Genomic DNA, 26223 nt, shown 5'->3' on the forward strand with positions numbered 1-26223 from the left:
CCTTCCGTCACTCGCACAAGAGGTCGTCACGCATGAGCACAACCACTCCCACCGGGCAGGGTTCGTCCGGCATCAAGCGCAAGATCGGTCTGTTTCCCGCCACGGCCCTGAACATGAGCCAGATGTGCGGCGTGGGTCCCTTCATTACCATTCCCACCATGATCGTCATCATGGGCGGTCCGCAGGCTTACCTCGGCTGGATCCTCGGTGCCTTGCTGGCGCTATGCGACGGCCTGGTCTGGGCCGAACTCGGGGCATGCCTGCCCGGCGCCGGCGGGACCTACGTCTACCTGCGCGAAGCCTTCGGCAGACGTACGGGCCAGCTGTTGCCCTTCCTGTTCGTGTGGACCGCGATGCTGTTCATCCCGTTGATCATGTCCACCGGTATCATCGGCTTCGTGCAATACCTGACCTGGTTCTGGCCGGACATGAGCCAGACCGCCGGTAACCTGATCGGCCTGGTCCTGATCTGGGGCATCATCTTCCTGCTCTGGCGCAGGATCGAGTCGATCGCCCGCTTGAGCATCGGGCTCTGGGTGATCATGCTGATCAGCATCGGCGCGCTGATTGTCGCCGCCCTCAGCCACTTCCATGCCGACCTGGCCTTCAGCTTCCCGGAAGGCGCGTTCAACCTCGGCGATAGCAGTTTCTGGCTAGGCGTGGCCGGCGGCCTGACCATCGGCATCTACGACTACCTGGGCTACAACACCTCGGCCTATCTGGCCGGTGAAGTGGAACAGCCGGGCCGGGTGATTCCCAGGTCGATCGTGCTGTCGATCCTCGGCATCCTCGCGGTCTACCTGTTGATGCAGGTCGGCGTGCTGGGTGTGGTGGACTGGCACCGCATGCTCGACCCGGACTCCGCAGCCTACAAGTCCGTGGCCTCGGTGGTGTTGAGCGAAACCTGGGGCAGCACCGCCGCGGGCGTGGTCACCGTGCTGATCCTGATCACCGCCGTCGCCTCGGTATTCGCCGGCTTGCTGGGCGGTTCGCGGGTGCCGTTCGAGGCGGCGAAGGACAAGGTGTTCTTCAATGCCTTCAGCGTCACTCACGCCAGGCATGATTTCCCCGTCTACGGCATCCTGAGCATGGGCGTGCTGACCTCGGTCGGGTTCATGATCGGCCGCCTCACCGACCTGACCACGCTGATCCAGCTGCTGACCACGGTGATGATTCTGGTGCAGTCGGTGGCCCAGATCATTTCGCTGTTCGTGCTGCGCCAGACCAAGCCGCACCTGGAGCGCCCCTACAAGATGTGGCTGTACCCGATCCCGGCGCTCGTCGCGCTGGTGGGCTGGGTCTATATCTACTTCGCCTCCAACCACAACGCCCCCGGCGCCTACCCGATCCAATGGTCGCTGGTGTGGGTCGCCGCAGGCTGCGTGGCTTATCTGCTCTGGGCACGGGCACACCGGCTCTGGCCTTTCGACAAGAAGTGATCGCGACGATGTTCGAGCCGTTGAATACCCCGGGCGCCCAGGTGCCCAGCCCAGGCGTGCTGCTGGCGATTGATGTCGGCGGCACCAAGACCCAGGTCGCCTGTTATGACCCGTCGAGCCGGCACCTGAGTACCCGCAGGCTGGCGACCCATGCCGATGGCCTGCGGGGCGAGCCCGCGCTGGAGCGTATCCTCCAGGCCGCCCGTGGCTGTATTGCCGACTTTGGGGAGGTGCCGGTAGCCAGCGTGGCGGCGGTGTTTCCCGGCGTGGTGCGCGGCAGCCGGCTGCTGATGGCACCGAATACGCCTGGGTTCGAGGCACTCGACCTGCCGGCGCTGCTCGGCGGCAGCCTGGGCACCGCTGCCGTGATGCTCGACAACGATGTCAAGGCCGGGGCCCTGGCGGAAGCACGCTGGGGGTCGCTGGCGGGGATCGAGGATGCGATCTACCTCAACCTCGGCACCGGCCTCGCCGCCGCGGCCATCGCCAACGGCCGCCTGATTCGTGGTCGTAACGGCGCGGCCATGGAGATCGGCTATATGCTGGAACCCTTTCTCGACCCGTCGCGCACGGATCTGTGGCGAACTCACGAAAAAGGCGCGGCGCCGCTGGAGGAGTTCTTCTCGGGCAGCGCCCTCACCCAGTTGGCGAACGAGATGCTCGGCCAAGGCCACCGTGTCCTGGACCTGTTCGACAGTGACGACCGCGCCGTACGCCAGGCCCTGGAACAACGGATCGCCGGTATGGCGGTGCAGGTTGCCAACCTTGCGGTGGCGCTGGATGTCAGCCGCATCGCGATTGGCGGCGGCCTGTTCCACCAGGCGTCGACCCTGGCCCCGGTGCTCGAACAACTGATCCGCCAGGTGGTGCCGTTTCCGCCAGAGATCGTCGCCGCCCATTTCACCCATGACGCGCCGCTGTGGGGCGCGCTGAGCATGGCCATGGACGCCGCCGGGTTGAGTTTCATTCCCGGCGACCTTCTCTCCCTACCCGACAGCCCGCGTGGCTGAAGCACCCAGGTAACACTGTCATGTCGCTGATGCACCAGGAAACCCTGTCGATCCCCGCCGTCGTGCAACACATGCTCGATGAGGACCGCGCGATCCATTCACTGGCGGAGCAACTGGCCAGCGACCTGCCGGAGCTGGTCATCAGTGTCGCCCGCGGCAGCTCCGATCACGCCGCCGCCTTCTTCGGCTACGCCATGATGAGCCAGTTGGGAATTCCCTGGCTGTCGATCCCGCTGTCGCTGGTCAGCCTGCAACAACCACCGCTGCGCCTGAAGAAATGCTGGGTGGCGGCGCTGTCCCAATCGGGCAGGAGCCCGGACCTGATCGCCAGCGTCGACTATCTCAAGCGCCTGGGCGCCAGCGTCGCGGCCTTCGTCAACACCGCCGACTCGCCGCTGGCCGCCGCCAGTGATGCCGAGGTGCTGTTGCCGGCCGGGCTGGAGCAGAGCGTGGCGGCGACCAAGAGCTACGTGGCGATGCTGATGGCCGGCGTGCAGACCGTCGCGGCCCTGGGCGCCCGGCGAGGCCACGACAGCGCGTTGCAAGAAGCCCTGCAAAGCCTGCCCGGGGCCCTGGCCGAGGCGGCAAACGAGGAATGGACACTGGCCCTGAAGGTGCTGCGGCATGCCGATAAGATGATCGTCATCGGCCGCGGCCCGGCGCTGCCGATCGCCCAGGAGGCCGCGCTGAAACTCAAGGAAACCTCGGGTATCCAGGCCGAAGCCTTTTCCAGCGCCGAAGTGCGCCACGGACCGATGGAAATCATCGAGGCCGGTTATCCGGTGCTGATATTCGCACCCTCCGGACCGGAGCAGGCCGGCACCCTGGCCTTCGCCGACGATATGCGTCTGCGTGGGGCCCAGGTCATGGTGGTCGCACCCAGCGGCACACCCGGCGCGGAGTTGCCCAGCGTTGCCACTGCCCATCCGCTGCTGGAGCCATTCACCATGATCCAGGGTTTCTACCTGATGGCGGCGAAACTGGCCGAGTTGCGCGGGCGCAATCCGGATCAACCGCGCTTCCTGAAAAAAGTCACGCAGACCCGCTGAGTCGGCTCAGAACACCCACACCGGCAAATGCTCCTTGAGTGGCAGCTCATCGAGATGGCCGCTCAATCGCGCGCCTTCGGCCTGCCGCCGATGGAGAGCCGAACGAAACACCGCTCTCGTCAGGGACGAGGAATGCTGGATGAAGTTCGTTCGGACAGGGTAACCGACGCCATGCGGCACTGGCGTTTGCGGACAAGCCGGCCAGGCCGGGACAGGTGAGGCGCTGGCCCCGGACGACGCGTTGCGGGGCCACGGCCCGTCGGCGGATCCCGCCAGCGGGGCTGCCAGGGAAATGCCGAAGGTGATGCCCACGGCCAGAAGTACACGAAAATCCATTTCGAAATGCCTCTTGCGGGAAAATGCCTGAACCGACGCCGCCACTCCGTGCATTGTCCTGTTCAGGATGTCAGAACCTTTATCTCCTCGAAAAACCGCTTTCCGGCGGATGCCCCTCCATTGCCGGTCAATGCCCGATACAAGGCCGCGAATCGACACTCATTGCGATCCGACCGCCGAAATACAAGGCCGTGAGCAACCCGACCGCCCCCATGACCAGGCAGTAGCCCACGCAGACCCACGGGCTCCAGGGCATCAGGCCGATCAGCAGCAGCGGCGTGGTACTGGCCCAGAGAGCGTAGGCAATATTGTAGGTGAACGAGATACCGGACACGCGGATGCGACTGGGGAACAGCCCGACCATCACCGACGGCACCGCGCCGACCACGCCACAGGCCAGCCCGGCCACGGCATAGGCCAGGTTGATCCAGGCTCCCCCCTGGATCAGACAGGCATACAGCAGGCCGATACCCACCGGCAGCAACAGACTGTAGAACGACACGGCGCGCCAGGCGCCGATGCGGTCGGCGAGCAGGCCGGCCAGTACACAGCCGATATTCAGGAACACGATACCCAGGCTGCTCAGGGCAAAGGTATGACTGGCACTCATGCCGAAAGTCTTCTGCATGACGGTCGGGGTGATCACCACCAGCACCACCACCGCTGAAGTCAGCACGCAGGTCAGCAGCATCGCCGGCACGATCGAGCGCCGGTGCTCGCGCAGCACCGTGCGCAGCGGCAACTCGCCGCCCGCTTCGCGCTGGGCCTGCAAGGCCATGAACACCGGGGTTTCACTGAGCCAGCGGCGCAGCCAGACCCCGATTACGCCGAACACCCCACCGAGCAGGAACGGCAAGCGCCAGGCGAAATCGAGAATCTCCGCCGGGCTGTAGACCCGCGCCAGCAAGGTCGCCGTCAGCGCGCCCAGCAGGTACCCGAAGGTCAACCCGGCCTGCAGCACACCCAGGGCATACCCCCGATGCGCGGGCGGTGCATGCTCGGCCACGAACACCCAGGCACTGGGCACCTCGCCCCCCACTGCCGCGCCCTGCAGCACCCGCAGCAGCAACAGCAGCAGCGGCGCCCAGTAGCCGATCTGGGCGTAGGTCGGCATCACCCCGATCAGCAGGCAGGGCAAGGCCATCATCAGGATGCTCAGGCTGAACACCCGCTTGCGCCCCAGCCGATCGGCGAAATGCGCCATCAGGATGCCGCCCAGCGGCCGCGCCAGGTAACCGGTGACGAAAATCCCGAAGCTCTGCAGCAGCCGCAGCCATTCGGGCATTTCCGGCGGGAAGAACAACTGGCTGAGGGTCAGGGCGAAAAACACGAAGATGATGAAATCGTAGATTTCCAGCGCACCGCCCAATGCAGCGAGGCCCAGGGTCTTGTAGTCGGACCGGGAGAAACGGCGGTTTCGTGGATAGGCATCAACGGTCATAAAGAACTCGGAATAGCGTATTCGGGGACAGCCGCAGGGGCGGGCCAACCTGTAACGGAAACAGACAAGTGAGCCGAATCAGCACTCGGCCGGCAAGGGGCAAAGGTTAGTGCACTCGGCGGCGACCACAACCTCAAACCTGTCATCGGGTCACTTTTTAGCAGAAATATGCGTAGCCGGTTCCATTTTTCGACAATCAGTACCCGTCCGTACTCATTCGCCAGCCCTTTGCAGCGAGCGGTGAATACCGCATTCTTGAGCGGTTCCGGTCGCCTCCATCGGGGCGGCTGTCCTCCCTACAATCATAAGAAAACCGAGGTACTTCCGTGGCTGCCGACATTGATGAAAGCCGCTATGCCCGCTTTGCCCTGCGCTGCTCGAACTGGGCCGAGCGCTGGTTTCCCGACTCCTGGGTGTTCGCCGCACTGGCGGTGATCGTCGTCGCCCTGGGTACCCTGGCCATGGGCGCCAAACCGACCGATGCCGCCATGGCGTTCGGCGATGGCTTCTGGAGCCTGATTCCCTTCACCATGCAGATGGCCTTCGTGGTCATTGGCGGTTATGTGGTCGCCAGCTCACCGCCCGCGGTGAGGCTGATCGACCGCCTGGCACGCATTCCCGGCAACGGCCGCTCGGCCGTGGCCTGGGTGGCGCTGATTTCGATGGTCGCGTCACTGCTCAACTGGGGCCTGTCGCTGGTGTTCGGCGGCCTGCTGGTGCGGGCCCTGGCCCGACGTACCGACCTGCACATGGACTACCGCGCCGCCGGGGCCGCCGCCTACCTCGGTCTTGGCGCGGTGTGGGCACTGGGCCTGTCGTCGTCCGCCGCACAGTTGCAGGCCAATCCGGCCAGCCTGCCGCCGTCGATCCTGTCGATCACCGGGGTCATTCCCTTCACCCAGACCATTTTCCTCTGGCAATCCGGGGCACTGCTGCTGGCGCTGATCGTGGTCTCGCTGGTGGTGGCCTACGCCACCGCGCCCGGGCCCAACACGGCTCGCGATGCCAGGGCCTGCGGCGTCGACCCGAGCTTCAACCTGCCACCGCTGAGCCCGCGCACCCGGCCTGGCGAATGGCTGGAACACAGCCCGCTGCTGACCCTGCTGTTGGCCCTGCTGGCCGCCGGTTGGCTGTTCCACGAGTTCTCGAGCAAGCCGGCGATCAGCGCCATCTCCGGGCTGAACACCTACAACTTCCTGTTCCTGATGGTGGGCGCCCTGCTGCACTGGCGCCCGCGCAGTTTCCTCGACGCGGTATCGCGGGCCGTGCCGACCACCACCGGGGTGCTGATCCAGTTCCCGCTGTACGGCTCGATCGCGGCGCTGATGACCACGGTCAAGGGCAGCGACGCCCAGACCCTGGCGCATCACATCTCGACCTTCTTCACCCGGATCGCCTCCCATGACACCTATGCGCTGCTGATGGGCGTGTACTCGGCGGTGCTGGGCTTCTTCATTCCGTCCGGTGGCGGCAAGTGGATCATCGAGGCGCCGTACGTGATGCAGGTCGCCAACGAACTCAAGTACCACCTGGGCTGGGCGGTACAGATCTACAACGCAGCCGAGGCCCTGCCGAACCTGATCAACCCGTTCTACATGCTGCCGCTGCTCGGCGTGCTGGGCCTGAAGGCGCGCGACCTGATCGGTTTCTCCTTCGTGCAGTTGCTGGTGCATGCGCCGCTGGTGCTGGTGCTGCTGTGGGCGCTGGGGACGACCCTGGCCTATAGCGGGCCGGTGATGCCGTAGCGGGGCATTCAGCCTGGCTGGCCAAGACACGCGCCAGCCAGGCCAGCGTTCGTCGGCCTAACGCCAGCACTTTCCTCCCCGTCCCCAACAGGCATACTGCATGGCCCGACGCAGAGCGGTCGTCGCCGTTCTGTCATATTGCGTTGCTAGCGTGCGATGCGAAATATTTTGTTACGTCTAACCCAGCCAGCAGGAACCCAGGATGAGTGACGAGAAAGCCCCCGAGCAGTCGCCGGCCGCCGATGCCGACACCCCGACCAATACCAGCCGCCGCCGTTTTCTCGGTGGTGTCGCCGTGCTGGGGGCTGGCGCGACCCTGAGTGCCTGTGGCTCGCCAGGCGAGCCGGGCAAGCAGCCCGAGGTCAAGGAGCTGTCCGGTGCCGCGCTGGACAAGGCGTTGCAGGAACAGGTCAAGACCGTGGTGGTGATCTACGCCGAGAACCGCAGCTTCAACAACCTGTTCGGCGACTTCCCGGGCGTGGAGAAACCGCTGTCCTCGCTCAAGCCGGCCGACTACCAGCAATACGACCGCGATGGCAGCCTGCTGCAGACCCTGCCTCCGACCTGGGGCGGCGTGCTCCAGGTCGGCCCGCAAAGCCTCGACGGCGTGACTTACCCGGTGGAAACCCAGTTCCAGGAAAACCTGCCCAACGCCCCCTACGCCCTCAAGGGCCCGAACGGCGAAGACCTGCCCCTGGGCCTGGTCACCCGCGACCTGTGGCACGTGTTCTACCAGAACCAGATGCAGATCAACGGCGGCAAGAACGACCGTTTCGTCGCCTGGGCCGACTCTGGCGGCCTGACCATGGGCTACTACGCCCAGACCCGCTACTCCCTGCGTCTGTGGGACGTGGCGAAGGAGTTCGTGCTCTGCGACAACTTCTTCCAGGGCGCCTTCGGCGGCTCGTTCCTCAACCACCAGTACCTGATCAGCGCCAAGGTGCCGTTCTACCCGGATGCCGTCAACTCGGTGGCCAAGTCGCAGATCGCCAAGGTGCAAAGCGATGATCCGACCGACCCGCGCCTGATGCCGCTGGAGAAATCCCCGGCCAGCGCCATGAGCGGCCCGCCGCAGTTCGGCCCGAGCGCGCTGACCCCCGACGGCTACGCGGTGAACACCATGGCGCCGCCGTACTGGCCGACCTGGATCCGCGACCCCGAGCGTCCGGACTACGCCAAGCCGGACCTGCCGACCGTGCTGGTGCCGCAGACCCACGAGCACATCGGCGACAAGCTGTCGAAGAAGAACATCGACTGGGCCTGGTATGCCGGTGCCTGGCAGGTGACCCTGGAGCAGTTCAAGGACTCGGGCGGCATTCCGAAGATCCCGAACTTCCAGTATCACCACCAGCCGTTCAACTACTTCACCCGCCAGGGCCCGGAAAATCCTGCAGAACGTGCCAAGCGCCTGCGTGATGGCGGGCTGGGCGACGAGACCGCCACCAACAGGTTCCTCGCCGACGCCGCAGCCGGCAAACTGCCGGCTGTGACCTTCTACAAGCCCCAGGGCAACCTCAACATGCACGCCGGCTACGCCGACGTGGCCGCCGGCGACCGGCATATCGTGCGGGCCCTGAAGGTACTGCGCGAAAGCCCGCAGTGGCAGAACATGGTGGTGGTGGTCACGGTCGACGAGAACGGCGGCTGGTGGGACCACGTGGCACCGCCCAAGGGCGACCGCTGGGGCCCGGGCACGCGGATTCCGGCGTTGGTGGTCTCGCCCTTCGCGCGCAAGGGCACGGTGGACCACACGGTGTACGACACCGCGTCGATCCTGCGCCTGATCACTCGCGTGTTCCAGCTGGAGAAACTCGACGGCATCAGGGAGCGCGATGAGGCGATGACCGCCCGCGGGCAGAAGCCGATGGGCGACCTGACCAACGCCCTGCGCTTTACCGCCTGATTCGGGGCCCCGTTCGCGCATAAACCGGAGCGCCGGACCGCCGGCGCCCCGGTTCATCCGCGAACAGGACCCTCAAAGCCCACCAGGACTTCCCCCTCCCCAAACCAATAATGGCCAAGTGCTACCACCCTCTTTACCCCCTCCATCCTCAGGTAATATCCTGAGCGGATTATTTCTGTTTCAGTTTTTTGCAGATCGCAAAGGGAGTTCAGCGCAATGATCGTAGGGATCGACCTGGGAACCACCAACAGTCTTGTCGCCGTCTGGCGCGGTGAGGCCAGCGAGTTGGTGCCCAATGCACTCGGCCAGTTCCTCACGCCGAGCGTGGTCGGACTCGACGACGAAGGCCGGATCCTCGTTGGCCAAGCCGCCAAGGAGCGTCTGCACACCCACCCGCGCAGCACCACCGCGCTGTTCAAGCGCCACATGGGCAGTGCCCAGGAAGTGCGCCTGGGCGATCGCCTGTTCCGCCCAGAAGAGCTTTCCGCACTGGTGCTCAAGAGCCTCAAGGAAGACGTCGAACGCGCCTACGGCGAAACCGTGCACGAAGCGGTGATCAGCGTCCCGGCCTACTTCAGCGATGCCCAGCGCAAGGCCACGCGAATCGCCGGTGAACTGGCCGGGCTCAAGGTCGACAAACTGATCAACGAGCCCACTGCGGCGGCCCTCGCCTACGGCCTGCACCAGCGCGACAAGGAAACCTCGTTCCTGGTCTTCGACCTCGGCGGCGGCACCTTCGACGTGTCGATCCTCGAACTGTTCGATGGCGTGATGGAAGTTCGCGCCAGCGCCGGCGACAACTTCCTCGGCGGCGAGGATTTCGATGCCGCGCTGCTCGAATGCTTTGTCGACAGCCAGCGCAACGCACCGGACTTCCCGGACCAGGCCAGCGTGATCCAGCCCCTGCGCCGTGAGGCCGAGCGGGTACGCAAGGCCCTCGGCCAGGAACCGAGCGCCGAATTCACCCTGCGGGTCGATGGCCGCCAGTGGAGCCAGACCTTCACCCAGCAGCAGTTGGCCGATCTCTACGCGCCGCTGCTGGAACGCCTGCGCGGCCCGATCGAACGCGCCCTGCGCGATGCGCGGATTCGCGTCAGCGATCTCGATGAGATCCTCCTGGTCGGCGGCACCACCCGCATGCCGCTGGTGCGCAAGCTCGCGGCCGGGCTGTTCGGCCGCTTCCCGTCCATCAGCCTCAACCCCGATGAGGTGGTGGCCCACGGTGCGGCCGTCCAGGCCGCGCTCAAGGCCCGCTCGGCGGCCCTCGAGGAAGTGGTGCTGACCGATGTCTGCTCCTACACCCTGGGTATCGAGACCTCCCAGCAGTACGGCCAGCAGATCGAAAGCGGGCACTACCTGCCGATCATCGAGCGCAACAGCATTGTCCCGGTCAGCCGGGTCAAGAACGTGTACACCCTGCACGACAACCAGGAAGTGGTGAAACTGAAGATCTACCAGGGCGAAAGCCGCCTGGTGCGCGACAACGTCTTCCTCGGCGAACTGGAAATGCCGGTGCCCAAGCGCAAGGCCGGCGAGGTCGAGCTGGATGTGCGCTTCACCTATGACAACAACGGCCTGCTCGAAGCCCAGGTCACCGTGCCGCTGACCGGTGAACAGCACTCGCTGGTGATCGAGAACAACCCTGGCGTGCTCACTCCAGAGGAAATCCGGCAACGCCTGCAGGCCTTGAGCCAGCTCAAGATCCACCCACGCGACCAGCAGGTCAATACCGTGCTGACCGCCCGCCTGGAGCGTCTCTACCAGGAAAGCCTGGGCGAGCTGCGCGAACGCATCGGCTACCTGGCCGGCCAGTTCCAGCAGGTGCTGGACAGCCAGGACGAACGGCGGATTCGCGAGGCACGCAGTGAACTGACCGAACAGCTGAACAGGCTCGACAACGGCATCTGGCACTAAGGGAGTTGCGACATGGACTGTTGGTCGATCCTGCAACTGACCGAAGACGCCGATGAGCGCAGTATCAAGCGCAGCTATGCGCGACTGCTGAAGGTCACCCGCCCGGACGAGAATGCCGAGGCCTTCCAGCGCCTGCGCGAAGCCTATGAAGAGGCTCTGGACATTGCCCGCTGGCGCGATGACGACGAGGTCGTGGTCGAAAGACGTCCTCCCGAGCCCGCAGTGGTCGTCGAGGCGCCCGAACAGCCGGACGGGTCAAGGCTGCCGCCACTGCAGCCGCCGAACGGGCCATCCGCAGCGCAGCAGGCCGAGGACCGGGCCCAAGCGCTGATGTCCGGCCTGAGCCCCGAACATCTGCCCGAACGCTGGGAACAGGCTGTCCAGCAGGACTGCGCCAGCGCCTTCGAGCAGGCGTTGCTGCGCCTGTGCTTCGAGCAGCCGGGCCTGCGCGGCGCCATTCTCGGTTGGGCCGTGCAGCAACGGGAATGGCTGACGCCCTGGCAGACCGTACGGATGGCGCCGGAGCAGGAGCAGACCTTGTCCGCCGACCTGCTGCAAGGGTACCGGCAGGAACTCCAGGCACAGCTGGAGGCCGGCCAGGAACGCGAGTTCATCAACCAGTTGCAGCACTACAGCGGGCAGCCCTGGCTGAGAATCTTCGACCGTCGCCTGCAATGGCAACACCTGCTGCTGCAGATGCTTCACGAAAACCAGTGGAGCCTGCCGCTGTTCGAGCGGGTCTGCCAGTTGTTCGGCTGGGACGAGCGTACCGGTGTGACACCGGAGCCCGAGTGGCTGTGGCAGGCGCTGCTGGGCCGCTGCCATGAAGAAGGCTTCTATCAGAACCTGCTGGCCCGCGCCCAGGTGCAACCTTCACCGTCGTCGGAACACATGGCGGCGCACCTGCTGCTCGGTTCGGGCAGTCGCTGGCAGAAATTCCGCAAGATCCGCAAGTTCTCCGGTGCCGACTGGCAGGCCTGCCAGCAACTGAGCGAACAACTGACCCACCGCCACCCGCGATTGATCGAGCGCCTGCCCGAACCGGATGTATTCTTCTGGCACAAGTACCTGCCCCGCAACGTGCCGGACCATGGCTGGATTCTGTTCGGGCTACTGCTGACGCTGGCCTACCTGCTGGCGCTGGTTCCGGGCATGGCCGGGCATCTGGGCAAGGGCCAAACCATGGAGGGGGCCGTGTTCGGCTCGCTGATCATCGCCGGCGCACTGGCGCTGCTGGGGCGGACCGTGGCCAGTTGGTGGGTGGTGCTGGCCTGGAACCTCTCCCCCCTCGACGTCTGGCTGACTGAACACCTGCTGCCCAAGCGTCTTTCTGCCAACGGTCGTGTCCTGCTGATCCGCCACGGTGTGCTGCAACTGATCATCACCGGCGTGTTCTGGGCGGCCCTGGGGCTGCTGGGAATGGTCTCGGTGCTGGGCATTGGCCTGGTCGGCCTGACCGACAGCCAGCGCAAGCCCATCGAACCGGCGGGCTCCTTCTGGCGCAGCCCCTGGCAGACAGTCTGCTACTGGACCCAGTGGAGCACGCGGCAGTGGTGTTTCGCCGCACTGATGCTGGTCGTCAGCAGCCTTTGCGTGCACTTCTTTCCCGGTTTTCCGTTGACCAGCTCCAAGTCGCACTAGTCCCTGGCCACCGCAAATTATCAGAAAAGATTTCTGAAAAACCGCTCCACGCTGTTCCGGCTGTACCTTTATGTACTTCCCCCACACGGGGGCCCTACGCTGAAAAGGATATGAGCATGTCGAAACTCGCAGGACTGACGTTCACCCTCGCCGCCATGACCCTGGGCATGGCCACTGCCCACGCCGACGCCGACCTGAAACTGGGCAGCACCGAACGGGTCACCCAACTGTTCGCCTACCCCAACAACTGCAACGTGATCTGCTACCGCAACTGGACACTGGAACAGACCGCCGAGCACTACCTGAACCAGAGCGTGCAACGCGACGGCTACAGCAGTGCCAAGGTGACGGTGAAAACCGACAACGGCCAGCTCTACGCCCACTTCAGCGGTGTTCCGGATGGCTACGAAAAGCCGCTGGCGGCCCTGCTGGACGCTGGCGACCTGGCCTACAAGGGGGCGTCGAAACTCAATGCCGACGGCAAGTGGGAGTACAGCTGGTACCTGTTCCTGCCGCTGGGCATGGCCCTGGACAACCGCAAGAGCGTCGAACTGCTGCACTTCCCGCCGGATTACTCGCTGACCCAGGCCCAGGACTATCTGGAGTCGAAGACCACCGACCGCTGGGCCGAACTGCTGACTGACAACGGCATTCCCAAGGAGCAGACGCCGGGTTACCAGACCATCATCGACATCGCCCCGATCGCCGCACCCGCCAGCGCCGGCAGCACCCTGGAAGGCGTGTACGGCTACTTCACCGACTACCAGACCACCATGGTCAAGCAAGTCAGCGTGACCGCCAAGGGCACGGCCCTGCCGATGGTGGCGTTCGGTGCGCCGGTGCGTAACTGGATCAAGCAGCAGTATGGCGCCACGGTGGCGGTGCTCGGCCTGGCCGAGATCAGCCCGACGACCGGGGTGACGGTACCGGTACTGGGCTCCAACCATCCGAGCTATATCTGGTATGCGGCCGATCCGTCGAACTACAACGGCGACCAGGCCAAGGCCGATGCGGCCGGCCTGAAAGTGATGGGCCAGGACCTGAGCGCGGCCTGCTGGCAGGCGGGCATGGGGCAGAAGCCGGGTAGCGATCCGAAGACCCTGCTCACCAGTTGCACGCAGAACTGGCAGGTGACCAACAAGGAACAGACCTGTGAGCTGTTCTATGTCTCGGTGCGCAACCTGAGCAAGGCCGATGCGCAGAAGAAATGCACCACGACTTCAGTCAAGACCCAGCTCAAGCAACTGCGTGAGCCGGCGCCGAAACCGACCACCGAAGCACCCCATATCTGACCCTGAAAAGCAGACGGGGGGAGCCAGCTTGCCGGCTCCCCCCGTCTTTCTCTCCTGCCGGAACCCGGCAGCCTTGACTCAGGGCGCGCCGACCGGCCGCAGGCGATACTGCGGTGGCAGTTGCTCGAAGCCGCTGATGGTAGTGTCCAGGCTCTTCCAGCGACCATCCTTGATCCCGTAGATGCAGCCATGCACCGACAGGCTCTGCCCGCGATGCCAGGCGTTCTGGACGATGCTGGTGTGGGCGACGTTGGCCACCTGCTGGATCACGTTCAACTCGCACAGGCGGTCGACCTGCTCTTCCTCGGTCGGCAGCTTCGCCAGCGCTTCGCGGTTCTCGTAGTAGAGATCGCGAATGGAGCGCAGCCAGCCATCGATCAGGCCGAACTGGCGGTCCTGCATCGACGCACGCACGCCGCCGCAACCGTAGTGGCCGGTGACCAGGATATGCTTGACCTTGAGCACGTCCACCGCGTACTGGATCACCGACAGGCAGTTGAGGTCGGTGTGCAGCACCACGTTGGCCACGTTGCGGTGGACGAACAGATCACCCGGCAACATGCCGACGATCTCGTTGGCCGGTACACGGGCGTCGGAACAGCCGATCCAGAGGAACTCCGGCGTCTGTTGGCGTGCCAGCTTGGCGAAGAACTCCGGGTCCTCTTCCTTGATCGCAGCGGCCCAGCGCTCGTTGTTATCAATCAGGTCTTGTAGTTCGTTCATGCTGTAAAGCCTCGAGATTGATGCACTGTTCTCTGACAACCGACCCGCGCTCGGGGTCACGCCGTCGTTTGCAGCGCTCTCGAATCGGGCCGGATCAGTCGACCAGCGTCGCGGCCATCACCAGCGCATCCTCGCGCCCACCGACCGCCGGGTAGTAGTCACGACGACGGCCGACCTCGTTGAAACCATAGCGCTCGTACAGCCGGTACGCGGTCTGGTTGCTGTCGCGAACCTCCAGGAAACACTCGCGGGCGCCGAGGTCGTAGGCCCGTTTCATCAGCTCTTCGAGCAGCCGCAGGCCAAGGCCACGTCCCTGGTTTTCCGGCTTGACGGTGATGTTCAACAGGTGCGCCTCATCGATGATCACCTGGATCACCCCATGCCCCACCTGCTGGTTGCCCTCGAACATCAGCCACACCTGGTAGGACTTCAGGGCATCGGTGAAGATGCCGCGGGTCCAGGGATGGCTGAACGCCGCGTATTCGATCTTCAGGATTGCATCCAGGTCCGCCTCGGTGGCCAGGCGAAAACTTACCGCATCACTCATCGTTGTGTTTCCAACGCGCCATCAGCCGACGCATGGCTTGCCAGACATCCGCCTTGCGCTGCGGCTCGTCCATCAGTAATTCCAGGCCAGGCAGCGCCCAGGCCGAGCCCAGGCCTTCGACCTGCAGCTCGCGGTTGTAGGATTGGGCATCGACCTCACCGGCGAAACGCACCGCCGGCAGGCCGATCAGCCACAGACAGGCGCACTCGGCCTCTTCCAGCCGTGCCTGGACAAAGCCCTGGACGAACTCGCGGGCCGCGTCCGGGCCCTGGTCCAGGTTGCCGCGGGCCAGCAGCGGCCAACGTACCGGCTCGCCGATGATCTGCGGCGCATCCGGCAGGCCGGCGGCACGCAACATGTCCTTGAGCAGCAGGTAGGACGGATCGCGGCTCTGGAACGGCTGGCCGGTCACCAGCTCGACCAGCAGCAGGCAACGCCCGGCCCGCAGCAATTGCAGGGAGAAACGCGGCGGCGGCACCACGGGCGCCTTGACCGGTGCGGGAGTTTCCTCTGTCTCGACCTTTGGCTTGCTTTCGGCACGGGCACTCGCGGACGGCCGCGGCACTTCGATTTTCGGCCGCTCGGCGGGCCTGGCCGACGGTTCCGCGACCTTGCGCACTTCAGGGGCCGGCGCGGTGATTTCGGCCGGTATCTCGACCAGCGGTTCGGGCTCGACAAACAGTTCCGGGCGCGACGGCGCGGCGAACGGCAGTTCGGTGCGGGGCAGCCAGTGGACCACCTGCATGGCGGTCAGATAGGCGCGGCGGCGGGACTCGATCAACAAGGGGCGGCCATCTGTGGATAAGTTCAGGGCGCTGATTCTACCGCCCTTCGGCCAAGATCGCCCGCAGTTGATCGCAATAACCGCGTACCTCTGATCGCCCGCGGGTCAACAAGCCGTTTCATGCAGTACAATCTCCCCTTTTAATTTGCCAATCAGTCGGCCATTCCCATGATCGAACCCAAGCGCGTCCTGCGCGCCCTCGCCGAACACTGGGCACTCCTGGAGCCTCTGTGCGAACACTTCGACCAAGGCACCATGAGCCTTGGCGAGCTGCGTCAGCAGTTGGCCGCCCAGCAACTGGAAAGCACGCCCCAGGACATCACCAGCCTGCTGGACGTGTGGATCCGCCTCGACATCCTGGTGCCGGTGGCGAAAAGCCCGAACCGCTTCGAGCTGAACGCGCAGATCCATGATTTCCTGGCCTACCTGCGCCGCGAGCATCGCCTGGGCCTGTGCCTGGAGATCGAAGCCTACCTGCGTCACCTCGAACGCCTGGCCGGCTACATCCAGGATGCCTTCGAGATCCGCGATGGCAACGACCTGGCGCGCCAGTTGCGCCTGCTCGACATGCGCGTGCGCGACGTGCTGAAAAAACTCGCCAACGACGAACAGGCCCTGGTCGCCGTGGCCGAACGGGCCAAGACCAGCGACCGGCAGATCCCGCTGCGCCAGCGCTATGCCGAGGTCCTGGCGACCTGGGACGAATACGTCGAGCCGATGATCCAGCTGGTGAACGCCGACGGGGCCTTCGAACAGGGCGTGCGCAAGGTCGAGAACGTCCTGCTGCGCATGCTCGGCGAGCAGCAGCGCCTGGGTCACCTGGTCGATGACGACATGCTGCTGCGCACCCACGCGCGCATCCTGGAAATGCAGACCAGCGCCCAGCTGACCCTGCGTCATGCCCGCGAACTGCTGCTGCCACTGCGTGAAGAAGCCCGCCGGCACAACGCCGTGACCCGTGGCGCGGCGCTGGCACTGTCGGTGATCCGCCGCAAGGGCCTCGACGCCGTGCCGCAGGCGGCGATGCCGATGTTCACCCGACCGCAGAGCACCTTCCTCGGCAGTTCCGGCCAGGTCGAAGCCTATGTCTATGCGCTGGCCCGCTTCGAGGCCAAGCCGTCGCGCTTCCCCAAGGCGCACAAGGCAACCCGCGGCGGCGATTCGCCACGAGCCCCGCGCACGGTCAAGGAAATGCTCGAACGCTGCACCGACGCCCTGCCGATGCCGGACCTGATGAGCTGGCTGCTGGAACAGGAGCCGGACGGCGCCACCGACGAATTGCTCTACTGGTTCTCGCGCCTGTCGCGGGAGAAACGTTTCCAGCGCGAGCGTCTCGAACGCCGCGACTACTACACACAGGAGCACCTGGTCAGCCTACGCTCCTTCGCCCTGCTCTCGCGTGTCGAAGACAGCGCCGAGAATTCCGCGAGCACACCTCATGCATCTTGATCTTTCCGAACTGTCCCAGCTGGCGCCGATCTTTCGCGAGCTGTTCAAGGGTTATCACATCAGCCGCCGCGATCCGGAGCTGTACGCCCAACTGTCGAACTGCCAGGACCAGTACCGCACGCTGTTCAAGGCGCTCGGCTTCGAACTGGTCTGCGATACCCGCGGCTTCTACTACTTCGTCCCGGACAATGCCACGGCGCAGGTGAACAAGACCGCCCAGCGCCTGGCGCTGTTCACCTTCATCCTGGTCGAGCACCTGGCCGACCAGGGCCGCGACCCGATCGCCGTGCTCGACGGCGGCAGTCTCGGCCGTGACGAACTGCCCTCGCTGCTGGAGAAGTACCGCGACCTGTTCGTCCAGGCCGAAGTCACCAGCCAGGACGAGCTGGAAGAGAAGATCATGCGCCGCATGACGCAACTCGGCTTTGCCCTGGAGGAACCCGGCCTGTTCCGCTTCCTGCCGCCGATGCACCGCTTCCTCGATGTCTGCCTGTCGGTCCAGCAGGACCGCGACATGGCGGCCAGCCTGCACAGCGTGCTGCCGTTGCCGACGCCGGTGATCGTCGACGAGGACAGCGACGAAAAACTCCTGGAGACCGACGACCCGCTGGACCTCAGCGAATTCGACGAAACCCGGGAAGAAAGTGAAGAAGACGCGCTGGCCCGGGCCATCGCCGACGAGCAGCAGGAGATGGATGCATGAGCCAGGAACGCTACGGCATTCGCCGCTTCGCCCTGTTGAACACCGCCGGCTACAGCCTCGGGCTGTTCCCGCTGGAAAACCCGCTGTCGGTGTACGGGGCGAACAACCTCGGCAAGTCGGCGTCGATCAACGCCCTGCAGTTCCCGATCCTGGCGCGCATGTCGGACATGAGTTTCGGCAAGTACAGCCTGGAGCAGTCGCGCCGCTTCTACTTCGCCAGCGACACCAGCTACATCCTCGTGGAAGTTTCGCTGCCCCACGGCCCGCATGTGATCGGCGTGGTCGGGCGCGGCCCGGGCGGCGGTTTCGGCCACCAGTTCTTCGCCTATGCCGGACAACTGGACCTGGCGCACTACCAGAAGGACGACACCTGCCTGCGCCAGAAGGAGCTGTTCAACAACCTCGAGCGCAACGGCCTGAAGGCCTATGAGCTCAAGCCCGATGAGCTGCGGCGGCTGCTGGTCGGCGGGCACACCTCGATCCCGCTGGACCTGACCCTGATCCCGCTGCGCTCCACCAGCGAGCAGAGCCTGAAGACCTTCCGCGCGCTGTTCATCAACCTGCTGCACATGCGCGAGATCACCGCGGCCAAGCTCAAGCAACTGTTCCTCGATGCCTTCGAGCACAGCCTGCGTTCCGGCAGCGTCGACTATATCGCCGCCTGCGAGGAAGCGTTCCGCGATGTGCGGCGCATGGAGCAGGACTACAACTCGCTGGTCGCCGCCGGTCCGCTGGTGGAGGCGCTGGCCGCCGGGGTACGCCAGCGCGACGTGCTGCGCGGCAAGCTGCACCGCATCTCGCCGCTGCTGGACTCGCTGCTGGGCACCTGGTCGGACTACGCCACAGCGCGCAAGGAAGAGCTGGTGATCCAGTCCGAGCACTACCGCCGGGAACAGGACGCCCTGCAGAACGACCAGCGCGGCAGTACCCAGGAACTGATGCGCCTGGAGCGGGAGATCAGCGGTATCCAGCGCTGGCTCGGCGAGTTGTCGGTGCTCAAGCATCGCTTCGCCCTGGTCGACGACGTCAAGGTGCTGGAACAGCAACTGCTGGCCGCCAAGGATGCCCACGACGAACTCGCCGGCGCCCTGGCCCAGTCCCGGCAGTTCAGTGCCGAGGACCTGGAAGAGCGCCTGCGCGATCTGGAAAAACGCCTCAAGTCGGTCAAGCAGCAACTCGATCACGCCGACAACAACAGCTATGCCCGCCTGCGCGAAGAGTTCTCGCAGCAGGACGTCGAGCGCCTGATGCGCCTGTTCAACAGTTCGCTGTTCAGCCTGCCGCTGGGTGAACATGGCATCGCCCTGGATGACGAGGGCGAGTGGGTCAAGTCGCTGGAACTGATCCTCGACGGCTTCAAGGGTGAACGGTTCGTCGCTCCCGGCCTTGCCATCGACCTGTCGCACATCGAACCGCCGGCCTTGCAGGCCCTGGCCGACCGCGCGGCCCTGCGTGACCAGAAGGAGCGCCTGGAAAAGGAACTCAAGCAGCTCAAGACCCAGCAGGCCGTGGCCGCCGACCGGGCAGCGAGCAAGTCGCAGACCGAAGCGCTGTACCAGCAGGTGCTGGATGCGCAGAAGGCGCTGGAAGACTTCCGCCGGGCCGAGACGTTGTCCGCCGAAGAGCCCGAGAAGCTGGAACAATTGGCGCAGATGGAAGCCGCCCAGGACGAACTCAAGCGTTCCAGCGATGCCTTCACCGAACGCGTCCAGCAACTGTCGGCCAAGCTGCAACTGGTCGGCCGGCAGATCGGCGACATGGAAGCCAAGCAACGCACCCTCGACGATGCCCTGCGTCGTCGGCAGTTGCTGCCGGCGGACCTGCCGTTCGGTACGCCGTTCATGGAGCCGGTCGATGACTCCATGGACAACCTGCTGCCGTTGCTCAACGACTACCAGGACAGCTGGCAGGGCCTGCAGCGGGTCGATGGGCAGATCGAGGCGCTGTATGCCCAGGTCCGCCTCAAGGGCGTGGCCAAGTTCGACAGCGAAGACGACGTCGAGCGCCGCCTGCAACTGCTGATCAACGCCTATGACCATCGCACCGACGAAGCCCTGACCCTGGGCAAGGCCCGTCGCGCCGCGGTCACCGACATCGCCCGGACCCTGCGCAACATCCGCAGCGACTACGACAGCCTCGAGCACCAACTGGCGCTGTTCAACCGCGAGATCAACAAGCGCCAGGTGTCCAACCTGCAGAGCTTCCGCATCGTTCTGGCGCCGAACAAGGAAGCGCTCAAGCACATCGACCAGATCATCCACAGCGCCGGCCAGTACGAGGAAGGCGAGACGCTGTCGGTGTTCGACCTGACCCAGAGCGCCGAGCAGGACAACAAGAACGAAGAGGCCAAGGAATACCTGGCGCGGCTGGTGGCGGCCAACCACAACCAGCTGGGCCTGAAGGACCTGTTCGAACTGGCGTTCGAAATCACCAAGGTCCATGGCCAGCCGGTGATCCACACCGACATCGATGGCGCGGCGTCCAACGGCACCACCATGACCATCAAGGCGCTGACCAACATGTACCTGTTGCTGCACCTGATGGACCGTGACCTGGCCGGTCGCGTGCGCCTGCCGTACTACCTCGACGAGGCGGCGGACATCGACGAGCGCAACCAGGCGGCGCTGCTGGAGACCAGCCTGCAACTGGGCTTCGTGCCGATCCTGGCGAGCGTGAAGCCGCAGGTCTCGGCCCATGTGGCCATCGACCTGGAAGGCGGCAGCGGCCCGAACGGAATCTATATCGACGAAGCGGACTGGAAGTACATTCGTCGCCTGGACCAGGTTCGGGCCACGCTCAACAGCGAGGCTGCGGAGCCGGAGCTGGACGAGGCCTGATTCCACGGGCTGTAAACAAGAACGCCGCGATCATTGGATCGCGGCGTTTTTGTTTGTCCCGGATTCGTGGCTACTTGCCCAGCGGGATCTTCGGCGCCCAGGTCAGCCATTCATCCTCTGACTTGTCGAACAACGCGAAGGTCTGCTGCGGCCGTGCCGCCGCGCCCATCCGTTCGCCATCCGGCGTGGCGAAGGCGATACCGCCCTGGATCAGGGTCTCCAGCGACTCGGTACGCACCGTCGCGCCCTTGAACAGGCTGACATCGAAACCGAACCCGCTGCTGTTCCAGAAGCGGCTGCCAGTGCGCACCAGCGGCGCATAACGCGGCTCGATCAGGATATGGATCAGTACCCGGTCGCCAGTCGCGCCCAGTTCGTAGCCGGTGACCTTGCCCACCGCCACCTCGCGATAGGTCACCGGAACACCCTCCTTCAGCGAACCACGGCGCGGGGCACTCAGGGTCAGGCTCAGGCCGGCCTCGGCCACCTGTGCCTCCGGTGGTTGCTTGAGCGCAACGAAGCTCGTCTGTGCGCCCTGCTTCTTCGTCGCCGGCTGCACCTCGATGTACTGGCCGGTGACCAGGGTTTCCAGGTTGGCGGTCTTGATCAGGCCCAGCTCCGGCTTGACCACCCAGAACTGGCTGCCGACCCGGGCGATCTTCTCCGGCACCTCGGTAATGCGTGCCGACAGCAGTACCGACTGCAGGTCATCGCTGAGGTCGACGCTTTCGATCTTGCCGACATCCAGCCCCTTGAAACGGATCGGCGTACCAGGGCGCAAGCCGTCGGCACGGTCGACCCGGATGGTGATCAGGGTACCCTGCTGCTCGGCCGCCTCGTGGTTGGGGAACAGACGGAAACGTGGAATACGCCGTTTCAGCGGAGCCTTCTCGCGCAGGGTCTCGAAGGCGATCCCGCCGGCGATCAGGGTCTGCAACGACTCGCTCTTGACCTGGATGCCGCCGGTGAGGCCGCCGGTCAGGGTGATGCCGCTGACATTCCAGAAGCGGGTCGAGGCGTTGACCAGGCCCTCGTACTCTTTCTCGATATGGACGCCGATCACCACCTGCTTGCGGTCGCGGGAGAACTGGTAGCTCTGCACCGAACCGACCTTGACCTGCTTGTAGAGAATCGGGCTGCCGACTTCCAGCGAACCGAGGTTGTCGGTGAACAGCACCAGGTGCAGGCCGGGTGAACGCAGGTCGAGCGGTGGCGCCTTGGCCCGTGCCTCGAACTCGCGCTGGGGACGGCCGCCCTTGTCGCCAGGCCGCACAGCAATGTAGTTACCCTTGACCAGCGCTTCCAGGCCGGTGATCCCGGCCAGGGAAATCGACGGCTTGACCACCCAGAACTGCGTGCCCTCCACCAGGTAATCCTCGGCGAGGGGGTCGAGGGTCAGTTCGGCATTGGCGCTGGTCAGGTCGGGATCGATCTTCAGGGTCTTCAGGCTGCCGACCTGGATACCCTTGTACATCACCGGCGTACGGCCGGCCTGCAAGCCTTCGAAATCGCTGAGCTTCACCTTCACCCGGATCCCCGCCTGGGCCGCATCGAAGTCCTCGTAGAGGCGGAACGGCAGGCTCGGGTCGGTGGGCGGGCTGTCCTTGCGGTTTTCCGGCGTGGCGAAGGCGATGCCACCGGCGACGATGCTGGCCAGGGACTCGCTGCGCAACTTCACCCCCGACAGGTTGGCGTCGATACTGATGCCGCTGGCGTTCCAGAAACGCGTGTGCTTGCGCACCAGGCTGGCATAGGCCGGCTCGATGAAAACCTTCAGCTCAACCATGTTCTGGTCCGGCGACAGTGCATAGCTCTTGATCTGGCCGACCTGGATCTGCTTGTAGAACACCGGGCTGCCGCGATTGAGCGAACCCAGCCGGTCAGCCTTGATGGTGATATGCAGGCCGGGCTTGAGGTCCGAGAGCGGCGGCTCCTCGGACAGTGCCTTGAACTTGCGCGCCGGTTCGCCATCACCCGGGCTGACGGCAATGTAGTTGCCCGAGACCAGGGTTTCCAGGCCGGTGATACCGGCCAGGGAGACATTCGGCTTGACCAGCCAGAAGCGGGTGTTGGTGCGCAGGGACGACTCGACGTCCTTGTTCATCTCGATGGTGACGTTCACCCCCTTGGTAGAGCCCTCGGTGTCCAGGGTCAAGGCCTTAACCTTGCCGATCGGCATGCCCTTGTAGACGACTTCGGTCTTGTTGGCCTGGATGCCCTGGCCGCTCTCGAAACGTACCTGGATCTCGATACCGGTCTGGTTGTAGGCCCGCCAGCCGAGCCAGCCGCCGATGATCAGGGCGATCAGTGGCAGAACCCAGATGGCCGACCAGTTCGATGCCGGGCGGGTTTTGGCTTTTGGCAGATCACTCATTGTCGTCGTCCGACTCCGTGTTGTCCCAAATCAGTCGGGGGTCAAAGGTTATTGCAGCAAGCATCGTCAATATCACCACACTGGCGAAGGCCACCGCGCCGAGGTTGGCCTCGACGCTGGCGATTCTGCCGAAGTTGACGATCGCCACCAGGATGGCGATCACGAAAATATCCAACATTGACCAGCGGCCAATGAATTCGATGAAACGGTACATGATGATTCGCTGCCGGGCCGACAGCGGCTGGTGACGCTGTACCGAGAACAGTAGCAGGCCGATGCCCACCAGTTTGAACGTGGGTACCAGAATACTGGCGACAAAAACCACGGCGGCAATCGGAAACATGCCATGTTGCACCAGGGTGATGACGCCGGACATGATGGTGTCCGGGTCGCCCTTGCCCAGGGAGCTGACGGTCATGATCGGCAGCATGTTGGCCGGGATATAGAGAATCGCCGAGGTCAGCAGCAGGGCCCAGGTGCGCATCAGGCTGTTGGGACGGCGCGGATGCACCTGGGCACCGCAGCGGGTGCAAAGCTGCCCGTCGGTATCCGGCTCGTGCCGGTTCAGCTCATGGCATTCCGTGCAGATCAGGATACCTGCATCAATCGCCCGCATGTTCATCCTCTCCCGACAACGCCTGCCAGATCTGATGGGGAGACATCACCACCTCCAGCAGGATCTGCAGCAACAACAGACCGACAAAACAGGCCAGGCCAAGACCCAGGCTCAACTCCGCGAGGTCCGCCAACTTGACGATGGCGACCAGCACGCCCATCAGGTAGACCTCGAGCATGCCCCAATCACGCAGGTGATGGTAAATGCGATAGAGCAGCAGGCCATAGCTGCGGCCGATATCCCAGCGGATGCTCAGCAGCACCGCCAGCTGGCACAGCAGCTTGAGCAGGGGAATGCCCATGCTGCACAGAAACACCACGACGGCGATGCCGGTCATGCCGGTGTGGTGCAGGCCCAGGACGCCGCTCCACACCGTGTCGTCGGAAGTACGCCCCAGAAGATTGAGTTGCATGATGGGCAAAAAGTTCGCCGGGACGTACAGCAGCAGGGCCGCGATCACCAGCGCCAGGCTGCGTTCGACGACATTGTGGCGGTGGGCATAGAGTTCGTACCCACAGCGTGGGCACTGGGCCTTTTCACCCAGGCCGAGCTGGGGCTTGCGCATCAGCAGATCGCACTCGTGGCAAGCCACCAGCTCGTCCAGGGGCAGTTCCGACACCTGAGGGGTGTCAACCGGATCCGGCATAGATAGAGGCTCTGACTCTGTAGGAAATTGAGCCTATTCTAGTGGGCTGGCTCGAAAATAACTGTGCAAATTTGTCGGGGTGCGCCGCGTCGGAGCCCAGAAAAGACAAAACCCCTACCTGCCTGCGCAGATAGGGGTTTTGGAATTTAATCTTGACGATGACCTACTCTCACATGGGGAAACCCCACACTACCATCGGCGATGCATCGTTTCACTTCTGAGTTCGGGATGGGATCAGGTGGTTCCAATGCTCTATGGTCGTCAAGAAATTCGGTAGCCGGCTCGTTGCCTGGGCAACGCTCCAGCGAATCGGGTACGTGACAGTTTTCGGTGCTTTGTGCGTGGCAAACTTTCGGTTCACTTCGTCTTCATACACCGCAATCTGCTCATTCGACGCAAATTGCTTGGGTGTTATATGGTCAAGCCTCACGGGCAATTAGTATGGGTTAGCTCAACGCCTCACAGCGCTTACACACCCCACCTATCAACGTCGTAGTCTTCGACGGCCCTTCAGGGAACTCAAGGTTCCAGTGAGATCTCATCTTGAGGCAAGTTTCCCGCTTAGATGCTTTCAGCGGTTATCTTTTCCGAACATAGCTACCCGGCAATGCCACTGGCGTGACAACCGGAACACCAGAGGTTCGTCCACTCCGGTCCTCTCGTACTAGGAGCAGCCCCTCTCAAATCTCAAACGTCCACGGCAGATAGGGACCGAACTGTCTCACGACGTTCTAAACCCAGCTCGCGTACCACTTTAAATGGCGAACAGCCATACCCTTGGGACCGGCTTCAGCCCCAGGATGTGATGAGCCGACATCGAGGTGCCAAACACCGCCGTCGATATGAACTCTTGGGCGGTATCAGCCTGTTATCCCCGGAGTACCTTTTATCCGTTGAGCGATGGCCCTTCCATACAGAACCACCGGATCACTAAGACCTACTTTCGTACCTGCTCGACGTGTCTGTCTCGCAGTCAAGCGCGCTTTTGCCTTTATACTCTGCGACCGATTTCCGACCGGTCTGAGCGCACCTTCGTACTCCTCCGTTACTCTTTAGGAGGAGACCGCCCCAGTCAAACTACCCACCATACACTGTCCTCGATCCGGATAACGGACCTGAGTTAGAACCTCAAAGTTGCCAGGGTGGTATTTCAAGAATGGCTCCACGCAAACTGGCGTTCACGCTTCAAAGCCTCCCACCTATCCTACACAAGCAAATTCAAAGTCCAGTGCAAAGCTATAGTAAAGGTTCACGGGGTCTTTCCGTCTAGCCGCGGATACACTGCATCTTCACAGCGATTTCAATTTCACTGAGTCTCGGGTGGAGACAGCGCCGCCATCGTTACGCCATTCGTGCAGGTCGGAACTTACCCGACAAGGAATTTCGCTACCTTAGGACCGTTATAGTTACGGCCGCCGTTTACCGGGGCTTCGATCAAGAGCTTCGCTTTCGCTAACCCCATCAATTAACCTTCCGGCACCGGGCAGGCGTCACACCCTATACGTCCACTTTCGTGTTTGCAGAGTGCTGTGTTTTTAATAAACAGTCGCAGCGGCCTGGTATCTTCGACCGGCATGGGCTTACGGAGCAAGTCCTTCACCCTCACCGGCGCACCTTCTCCCGAAGTTACGGTGCCATTTTGCCTAGTTCCTTCACCCGAGTTCTCTCAAGCGCCTTGGTATTCTCTACCTAACCACCTGTGTCGGTTTGGGGTACGGTTCCTGGTTATCTGAAGCTTAGAAGCTTTTCTTGGAAGCATGGCATCAACCACTTC

The 26223-nt window shown here is 63.9% G+C and carries 19 protein-coding genes and 2 rRNA genes (1 of these 21 running past the window's edge); 11 read left to right on the forward strand and 10 right to left on the reverse strand.

Translation table 11 applies throughout. The features are described 5' to 3' along the window. Window positions 1–32: 32 nt before the first annotated feature. From ACMGT0_RS27425 to ACMGT0_RS27435, 3 genes are read left to right on the forward strand one after another with little or no spacing between them, the layout of a single operon-like run. Window positions 33–1439 (forward strand): APC family permease, encoded by a 1407-nt coding sequence (locus tag ACMGT0_RS27425; RefSeq protein ID WP_054063345.1) that lies wholly within the window; start codon window positions 33–35, stop codon window positions 1437–1439. Between the two features lie 8 nt (window positions 1440–1447). Further along, window positions 1448–2449 carry an ROK family protein gene (locus ACMGT0_RS27430; protein ID WP_416770575.1) on the forward strand — a complete coding sequence of 334 codons (1002 nt, stop codon included), beginning with the start codon at window positions 1448–1450 and terminating at the stop codon, window positions 2447–2449. Between the two features lie 20 nt (window positions 2450–2469). Further along, entirely contained in the window at window positions 2470–3498 is a 1029-nt protein-coding gene (locus ACMGT0_RS27435; protein WP_054063343.1) for an SIS domain-containing protein, read from the forward strand. A gap of 6 nt (window positions 3499–3504) precedes the next feature. Here the strand turns inward: ACMGT0_RS27435 and ACMGT0_RS27440 are convergent, their stop codons facing one another. Continuing rightward, complete coding sequence (locus tag ACMGT0_RS27440) at window positions 3505–3834, reverse strand: hypothetical protein (RefSeq protein ID WP_416770577.1); 330 nt, start codon at window positions 3832–3834, stop codon at window positions 3505–3507. A gap of 127 nt (window positions 3835–3961) precedes the next feature. Beyond that, the gene (locus ACMGT0_RS27445) at window positions 3962–5275 is read right to left on the reverse strand and encodes an MFS transporter (protein WP_054060190.1); all 1314 of its coding nucleotides are present in this window, start codon (window positions 5273–5275) and stop codon (window positions 3962–3964) included. Between the two features lie 326 nt (window positions 5276–5601). Between ACMGT0_RS27445 and ACMGT0_RS27450 the strand changes: the two genes are divergently transcribed. From ACMGT0_RS27450 to ACMGT0_RS27470, 5 genes are all read left to right on the forward strand, one after another. Then, window positions 5602–7020, forward strand: a complete 1419-nt coding sequence (locus tag ACMGT0_RS27450; RefSeq protein ID WP_416770580.1) for a short-chain fatty acid transporter — start codon at window positions 5602–5604, stop codon at window positions 7018–7020. A gap of 202 nt (window positions 7021–7222) precedes the next feature. Beyond that, the gene (gene acpA, locus ACMGT0_RS27455) at window positions 7223–8923 is read left to right on the forward strand and encodes an acid phosphatase (protein WP_416770582.1); all 1701 of its coding nucleotides are present in this window, start codon (window positions 7223–7225) and stop codon (window positions 8921–8923) included. A 216-nt stretch (window positions 8924–9139) separates the two neighbouring features. Continuing rightward, window positions 9140–10837: a molecular chaperone HscC gene (locus ACMGT0_RS27460; RefSeq protein ID WP_273826337.1), complete on the forward strand. Its 1698-nt coding sequence runs from the start codon at window positions 9140–9142 to the stop codon at window positions 10835–10837. A 12-nt stretch (window positions 10838–10849) separates the two neighbouring features. After that, window positions 10850–12478 carry a J domain-containing protein gene (locus tag ACMGT0_RS27465; protein ID WP_416770584.1) on the forward strand — a complete coding sequence of 543 codons (1629 nt, stop codon included), beginning with the start codon at window positions 10850–10852 and terminating at the stop codon, window positions 12476–12478. Window positions 12479–12594: 116 nt separating this feature from the next. After that, window positions 12595–13770, forward strand: a complete 1176-nt coding sequence (locus tag ACMGT0_RS27470) for a hypothetical protein (protein ID WP_416770586.1) — start codon at window positions 12595–12597, stop codon at window positions 13768–13770. Between the two features lie 78 nt (window positions 13771–13848). Here ACMGT0_RS27470 and can read toward each other — a convergent pair whose 3' ends face one another. The 3 genes from can to ACMGT0_RS27485 form a co-directional block, all read right to left on the reverse strand. Continuing rightward, window positions 13849–14493: a carbonate dehydratase gene (gene can / locus ACMGT0_RS27475; protein ID WP_054059583.1), complete on the reverse strand. Its 645-nt coding sequence runs from the start codon at window positions 14491–14493 to the stop codon at window positions 13849–13851. Window positions 14494–14587: 94 nt separating this feature from the next. Beyond that, entirely contained in the window at window positions 14588–15040 is a 453-nt protein-coding gene (rimI, locus tag ACMGT0_RS27480; protein WP_054059584.1) for a ribosomal protein S18-alanine N-acetyltransferase, read from the reverse strand. Next, complete coding sequence (locus tag ACMGT0_RS27485) at window positions 15033–15824, reverse strand: hypothetical protein (protein ID WP_054063338.1); 792 nt, start codon at window positions 15822–15824, stop codon at window positions 15033–15035. The genes rimI and ACMGT0_RS27485 overlap by 8 nt, the downstream gene beginning before the upstream one ends. 168 nt (window positions 15825–15992) lie before the next feature. On the opposite strand from ACMGT0_RS27485, the gene mksB reads away from it, so the two are divergent. From mksB to mksF, 3 genes are read left to right on the forward strand one after another with little or no spacing between them, the layout of a single operon-like run. Further along, the gene (mksB, locus tag ACMGT0_RS27490) at window positions 15993–17273 is read left to right on the forward strand and encodes an Mks condensin complex protein MksB (RefSeq protein WP_054059586.1); all 1281 of its coding nucleotides are present in this window, start codon (window positions 15993–15995) and stop codon (window positions 17271–17273) included. Then, complete coding sequence (mksE, locus tag ACMGT0_RS27495; RefSeq protein WP_054063337.1) at window positions 17263–17976, forward strand: Mks condensin complex protein MksE; 714 nt, start codon at window positions 17263–17265, stop codon at window positions 17974–17976. Before mksB ends, mksE begins: the two co-directional genes overlap by 11 nt. Then, window positions 17973–20813, forward strand: a complete 2841-nt coding sequence (gene mksF, locus ACMGT0_RS27500; RefSeq protein ID WP_054063336.1) for an Mks condensin complex protein MksF — start codon at window positions 17973–17975, stop codon at window positions 20811–20813. Before mksE ends, mksF begins: the two co-directional genes overlap by 4 nt. A gap of 70 nt (window positions 20814–20883) precedes the next feature. Here the strand turns inward: mksF and ACMGT0_RS27505 are convergent, their stop codons facing one another. From ACMGT0_RS27505 to ACMGT0_RS27525, 5 genes are all read right to left on the reverse strand, one after another. Further along, window positions 20884–23187, reverse strand: a complete 2304-nt coding sequence (locus tag ACMGT0_RS27505; protein ID WP_054059589.1) for a PqiB family protein — start codon at window positions 23185–23187, stop codon at window positions 20884–20886. Continuing rightward, window positions 23180–23803: a paraquat-inducible protein A gene (locus tag ACMGT0_RS27510; protein ID WP_054059590.1), complete on the reverse strand. Its 624-nt coding sequence runs from the start codon at window positions 23801–23803 to the stop codon at window positions 23180–23182. The genes ACMGT0_RS27505 and ACMGT0_RS27510 overlap by 8 nt, the downstream gene beginning before the upstream one ends. Then, complete coding sequence (locus ACMGT0_RS27515) at window positions 23790–24449, reverse strand: paraquat-inducible protein A (RefSeq protein ID WP_054063335.1); 660 nt, start codon at window positions 24447–24449, stop codon at window positions 23790–23792. The genes ACMGT0_RS27510 and ACMGT0_RS27515 overlap by 14 nt, the downstream gene beginning before the upstream one ends. A 150-nt stretch (window positions 24450–24599) precedes the next feature. Beyond that, a 5S ribosomal RNA gene (gene rrf, locus ACMGT0_RS27520) occupies window positions 24600–24715 on the reverse strand. Window positions 24716–24864: 149 nt separating this feature from the next. Continuing rightward, a 23S ribosomal RNA gene (locus ACMGT0_RS27525) occupies window positions 24865–26223 on the reverse strand (it continues 1532 nt past the right edge of the window).

Source organism: Pseudomonas sp. RHF3.3-3 (genome assembly GCF_048069595.1).
Taxonomy (GTDB): Bacteria; Pseudomonadota; Gammaproteobacteria; order Pseudomonadales; family Pseudomonadaceae; genus Aquipseudomonas; species Aquipseudomonas fuscovaginae_B.